Below are 1,534 nucleotides of genomic sequence, written 5' to 3' on the forward strand. Positions count from 1 at the left end.
CAGTAAGCCTCCAGCCGTCCCATCTATGAATGCCTGCATTGGCTTGCCATACTTCAATTTTCAACTTGGAGATCGCAATGGCAAACGATGCGCTCAGAGCACTATGGATGGCACGGATTCAACAATGGCGTGAAAGTGGCTTAACGCAGAGCGCGTTTGCTCAGCAACACGGCTTCCGCAGCTGGCAGGTCAGTTATTGGGTTGCGCGCTTTGCCGAGCGCAATAACACTACCTCGTTGGTTCCCGTCCGCGTCAAACGCGATGCGCCGGACAATCAGGCGCCAGCCCTGACATTGCACAGCCCAAGCGGCTGGACCGTGACGATTCCGCCGAGCCTGCCTGCGGCTTGGCTGGGTGAGCTTTTGCAGAGCTTGCGATGATGTTGCAGCCTGACGCGGTGTGGCTGGCGGTGGCACCGGTCGACATGCGCCTTGGCATCGATGGCCTATCGTTAAAAGTGCAGCAGGCGCTGGGACGTGCACCGTGCGATGGCACAGCTTACGTCTTCAGCAATCGCCGGCGCAATCGCATCAAACTCATTTGCTGGGATGGCAATGGCGTCTGGCTGTGCCAGCGTCGCCTGCATCGCGGCCATTTTATCTGGCCGCAGCCAGGCGACGAGGTATGCGAACTGGCCGATGAACAGTGGCAGTGGCTCATTTCCGGCGTCGATTGGCAACGCCTTTCGGCGCGCCCGCCGGCGCACTGGCAGCTGTAAAAAGAGCATGGAAATGCATAAAAAAAACAGGTCTAAAATCATATAAAAGCCATTATCCATGCGGGTTTCAAGAGTGCTCCCATGGTAAAATTCAGTCATGGATTTACTCGCTCAACTAGCCTGCAAAGACCTCGATCCAGCCGTGATCGAGAGTGTGCGGGTCTTGCTGGAACAGGCGGATCGATCCTCGCAAATCATCGCTTCCCACGTTGCCGTGATTGCCTTGAAAGACGGCGTCATCAAGACCGCCAACATCAAAATTGCGGCGCTGACGCTGGAGTTGGCGCATCACCGTCGGATGCGCTTCGCCAACAAAAGCGAAGCCTTCTCCGCCGAGCAGCGCGATCTGTTTGAAGAAACCTGGAACACCGATCTGGCCGCGATGGAAGCGGAAGTCGCGCAACAAAGCGATGTGCTCTCGCCTGAGCAGCCCAAACCTAAGCGCCCGCGCGCCGGTCGTCAGCCACTGCCCGCCGATCTGCCACGTATCGAGCATCGTCACGAACCCGAGTCCTGCCTGTGCGGCAAGTGTGGCCAAGGCTTGACCAAGATCGGTGAGGATGTCAGCGAACAGCTCGATGTCGAACCCGCCCGCTTCTTTGTGCATCGCCATATCCGTCCGCAATACGCTTGCCGCACTTGCGAAACTGTCACTGCCGCCCCGGTGCCGTCGGCCATCATTGACGGCGGCATGGCAGCTGTGGGCTTGCTGGCATGGATAGCGGTCAGCAAGTTTGCCGACCACCTGCCGCTGTATCGCATCGAGCAAATCGGTGCGCGGCAGGGTGTGCCTCTGCCAAGTTCGACCCTGTCGGA

2 protein-coding genes and 1 pseudogene are annotated in these 1,534 nt (G+C 58.4%); all 3 read left to right on the plus strand.

Going from position 1 to position 1,534, the window contains the following annotated elements:
* Positions 1–77 precede the first annotated feature (77 nt).
* Positions 78–380: a hypothetical protein gene (locus tag HY308_16685; protein ID MBI3899913.1), complete on the plus strand. Its 303-nt coding sequence runs from the start codon at positions 78–80 to the stop codon at positions 378–380.
* Positions 380–718 carry an IS66 family insertion sequence element accessory protein TnpB gene (gene tnpB / locus HY308_16690; GenBank protein ID MBI3899914.1) on the plus strand — a complete coding sequence of 113 codons (339 nt, stop codon included), beginning with the start codon at positions 380–382 and terminating at the stop codon, positions 716–718. The genes HY308_16685 and tnpB overlap by 1 nt, the downstream gene beginning before the upstream one ends.
* Positions 719–983: 265 nt before the next feature.
* Positions 984–1,534 (plus strand): annotated as a pseudogene (locus HY308_16695) (IS66 family transposase zinc-finger binding domain-containing protein).

The organism is Gammaproteobacteria bacterium, assembly GCA_016199745.1.
Taxonomy (GTDB): Bacteria; Pseudomonadota; Gammaproteobacteria; order Acidiferrobacterales; family Sulfurifustaceae; genus JACQFZ01.